This window comes from Loktanella sp. DJP18 (assembly GCF_049310965.1).
In the GTDB taxonomy this organism is placed as follows: domain Bacteria; phylum Pseudomonadota; class Alphaproteobacteria; order Rhodobacterales; family Rhodobacteraceae; genus Loktanella.
Window position 1 is genome coordinate 1 of sequence record NZ_JBMERN010000219.1, and the last position, 3,757, is coordinate 3,757.

Sequence of the window (3,757 nt, forward strand, 5' to 3'; positions counted from 1 at the left end):
AATTATAATGTTGATGGCTGCGAGGGACGGGTTTCATGTATCACCCCCAGGGTGCAGGTTCGGAACGGGGTGATCGGGTCGATTTCGACGCTCGCCTGCGGCTGGCGTCCGGGGCACCCAGATCAGTTCGGACGGCGGCCTACTGGTGATGCGAGAGCTTGATGACGCGTATGGGCTGTCGTGCAGACGGTTTCGCGAAAACGAGGTTCGGTTGCAACTGTACGCGCTGGCCTACACCTAGCCTACAACTCGGCCACCGTCCTGCGCTGCATCGAGCTGCCCGAGGCCATGGCCGACTGGTCGTTGACCAGCCTCCAGCTCAAGCTGATCAAGATCGGGGCCCGCGTCGTGCGTCACGCCCGCGCCATCACCTTCCAACTGGCCGAAGTGGCCGTCACCGCCCGATGGTGCGCAACATCCTCGCCGCCATCCGCCGACTACGAGCGCCACCGTCATGCGCGTGACCGCGACCCAGGCCCAAAGTGAACAAAAGCGGCAGGACAGGTATTTCTATCGCGCTGAAAATCCTCGTCTCCGGGCCAGCACGACTTTCTCAGCATCCCCGCGCGCTTGTGCTCATTTGGAACCAACATCGACCTAGGACGTTATCGAGCGGGAATGGCTATTAAACCAGAATGACCGATTAGAAGCACTTTCCCTTGAAGGATAAAGGCGATGCTTAGAACGAAAATCCTGTTTGGCGGCATCAGCGCAGTTGCAATGTCTACGGCATCGCTGCCCGCGTTCGCCGCAGCACATACCAGCAATGCACTGATGACTTGCGAAGAGTTCGTAGCCCTCACGCCAATGGAACGCCAAGCTGCAGCAAAGTCTTTGTCTACGGCCAATGCCAGCGCGGGAACAAGGGACGCCGTGACAACCAGTGAGGCAGACGGGACCGTTACAAGCACTGCAACAACGGGAACGCTGGCTGCGGACAGCCCCCCAGTCGGTATAGGTTCTGATGCCACGTTGAATGCCGATGGCAGCGCGACAATGGACGGCACAATGCCCACGGATCAATCAACTGCCGATACCGTTGCGGCGGATACTTCTGCCACTGTGGCTAGCGACAGTGGCACGACTGAAACGAACGATGCCGCTATCAGCATTGCAGACCCGTCCGAAATCGTTGTCGCCTTGCTGACAATTTGTGGCAACACGGTCAAAATGAACTGATCTGTGCTATGCCCGCATTGGCGGCGTGCGGCCTATCCGAGTGCGGTTATGCATTTCATGACCCTGTGTCTTTATGACGTAATTGCTGAAGGCATCGGTTCGAAGCATGAGGCACCCGCCTTCAGGCGTTTCCGCAACGCAGGAGATTCTCAGAGGCAAAAGCTACTTGATCCGCAGGCCTGCTAAGGCGATCTTCGCGTCAGATGGCAAGCCACTTGGGGAATGTCAGTTTAGGCTAAGCGGCATCCGTGTTTGTCGCCGACATGCCAACCCGCCCGAAAGATTGCAAAAGCTGTGCTCACCTCGCTTCGCTACCGGCTGAAAGGATTAATCTCGCACATATGGGCCCCGATTTCGGCCTATGCGATGCTGGGACTGCTGGCCGCCATGATGGCCATGGCGTTGCGCGACCTGATCCCGTCGTCGTGGGCGTTCCGAATCGGTGCGGACGCCATCGACGACCTTCTGAACATCATCGCCTCGTCGATGCTGGTGGTCACGACCTTTTCGGTGTCGATCATGGTCTCGGCCTTTTCGGCAGCCTCCGACACCGCGACGCCACGGGCCTTCCTGCTGCTCAAGACGGACCGGACGGCACAGCAGGTGCTGGCCAGCTTCATCGGGGCTTTCATCTTTTCGCTCGTCGGGATCATCAGTCTGAAGATCGGGATCTACGGGGAAGGCGGGCGGGTGATCCTGTTCGCCGCGACGATCCTGGTGCTGGTCCTGATCATATTCAACCTCGTGCGCTGGATCGGACATCTCACGACCTTCGGCCGTATGGATGATACGATGAAACGGGTTGAGGACGCCGCCGCCAATGCCATGGCCAGCCGGCTTGAGACGCCTTGGCTGGGTGCCAATCCGATGCACCGCGACACGCTGCCTGACGAGGTCGTGCCGCTGCGCAGCGATGCGGTCGGCCATGTCCAGTTAATCAACCTCGACCGTCTGAACGACTGTGCCGACGAGGCCGGGTGCAGCATCTACATCGATGTCCTGCCGGGAGAGTTCGTCTATGATGGCTCTGTTCTCGCGCATGTGCTGAACGGGCAAGTCGGCGAAGACTACGACGCCTTGTTGGGCCAGATCCGCGACTGCTTCGAGATCGGAATGAACCGCAGCTTCGATCAGGACCCGCGGTTCGGCATGATCACCCTGTCGGAAATCGCAAGCCGCGCCCTGTCGCCAGCCGTCAATGACCCCGGCACGGCCATCGACGTGGTGCGGCGCATGACGCGCGTGCTGTCGTTGTGGCAGGACCGGTCGGTGGCGGATGTTGAATTTCCGCACCTGTGGATCCGCGGCTTGCAGTCCGACGAAATGCTGCGCGACGCGTTCGCGGCCCTCAGTCGGGACGGCGCTGCGCTGTATGAGGTTCAAGTCAGCGTGCAAAATGCGTTGCTGGCGCTGGTGCGGCTGAACCCGTCGATCTTTGCAAAGGGTGCCATTGTGCAATCCGGCCGCGCCATGAGCTTTTCGCGTGATGCCATGCTGATTGCGGATGACATTGCACGCCTTGAGGCGATCGCGACCGACATCAGGGCCACTGCGGACTTGCCTGCGCCGGGGTCGCCTTTGACGCGGACCTGAAGCCTGTTCCGCCGCGATCTGGATCACGGGTTCCATTGCGGCGAAATCGGCGTCCGACAGGTGGCACTTGATCTGGAGACCGTCCGGCATGGTGCGCATCGGTGGCACCTCGCGGTCGCACAGGTCGCCTGGAACATGGTGCTTGCGCGGGCAGCGCGTCTGAAACGGACAGCCGGGGGGCGGGTTCATGGCGGACGGAATGTCGCCTTCCAGCACGATATGCTACTTCACGACGCGCGTGTCGACGATGGGGACGGCAGAGAGCAGCGCCTCTGTGTAGGGGTGGTAAGGGGGCGAGAAGACCTGATCGGTGGTGCCCAGTTCGACGACATGGCCCAGATACATGACCAGCACGCGGTCCGACAGATAACGCACGATGGACAGGTCATGGCTGATGAACAGAAGCGTCAATAGGCGCGTATTCGAGGTCGAGGTCTTCGCTCATAGCTTCGAAAAGACAATCGAATACTCCGGCCCTGGCCCACCGGCGAAACCGCCGGAACTGGCTGTTCCAGTGACCAAAGGCAGGCGGCAGGTCGCGCCACGGCGACCCGGTGCGCACCCGCCAAAAGACCGCTTCCAGAAACATGCGATTGTCCCTTGCAGTGACTCCGGCATCACTGATCTTACTTGGAAGATGCGGCTCAGGCCGCTGCCACAAGATGTCCGACACCACCAATCGCTGCTCGTTCATTCAGGCCTCCATTTTGAGAGTTTGAATCAGAAATTAGGCGTAATAGGAAACCTGAATGTCCGCAGACCCTAAAAGCAATAAGCCTTCTTAGCCAAAATCATGGAGAGGGCCCTTCTTGGATCAGCACGAAGGATATTACGGCGCAGAAAAAAAATGCTGAATCCCTCATGTGTCAACGAAGGTTTGTTTGTCAAAGTGATACGGCCCACATGAGATGTGGGCCGCTCGTTTGAAGATTTACCACCAGCCGCTATCGATCTCCTGGCGTGACTCAAGCTGCTCCTCCGACAG

The 3,757-nt window shown here is 59.3% G+C and carries 2 protein-coding genes and 3 pseudogenes; 3 read left to right on the forward strand and 2 right to left on the reverse strand.

The window, feature by feature from the left end:
- Positions 1-175 precede the first annotated feature (175 nt).
- The 3 genes and pseudogenes from ACOI1H_RS24105 to ACOI1H_RS24115 form a co-directional block, all read left to right on the forward strand.
- Positions 176-464, forward strand: a pseudogene (locus ACOI1H_RS24105) (transposase); the annotation flags it as partial.
- A gap of 211 nt (positions 465-675) precedes the next feature.
- Entirely contained in the window at positions 676-1,179 is a 504-nt protein-coding gene (locus ACOI1H_RS24110) for a hypothetical protein (RefSeq protein ID WP_422440746.1), read from the forward strand.
- 294 nt (positions 1,180-1,473) lie between these two features.
- On the forward strand, positions 1,474-2,772 hold the full coding sequence (locus ACOI1H_RS24115; RefSeq protein ID WP_422440747.1) for a DUF2254 domain-containing protein: 1,299 nt from the start codon (positions 1,474-1,476) through the stop codon (positions 2,770-2,772).
- Between the two features lie 6 nt (positions 2,773-2,778).
- Here ACOI1H_RS24115 and ACOI1H_RS24120 read toward each other — a convergent pair.
- Positions 2,779-3,180 (reverse strand): annotated as a pseudogene (locus tag ACOI1H_RS24120) (oligopeptide/dipeptide ABC transporter ATP-binding protein); the annotation flags it as partial.
- Positions 3,170-3,466 (reverse strand): annotated as a pseudogene (locus ACOI1H_RS24125) (transposase); the annotation flags it as partial. The pseudogenes ACOI1H_RS24120 and ACOI1H_RS24125, both read right to left, overlap by 11 nt.
- Between the last annotated feature and the right edge of the window lie 291 nt (positions 3,467-3,757).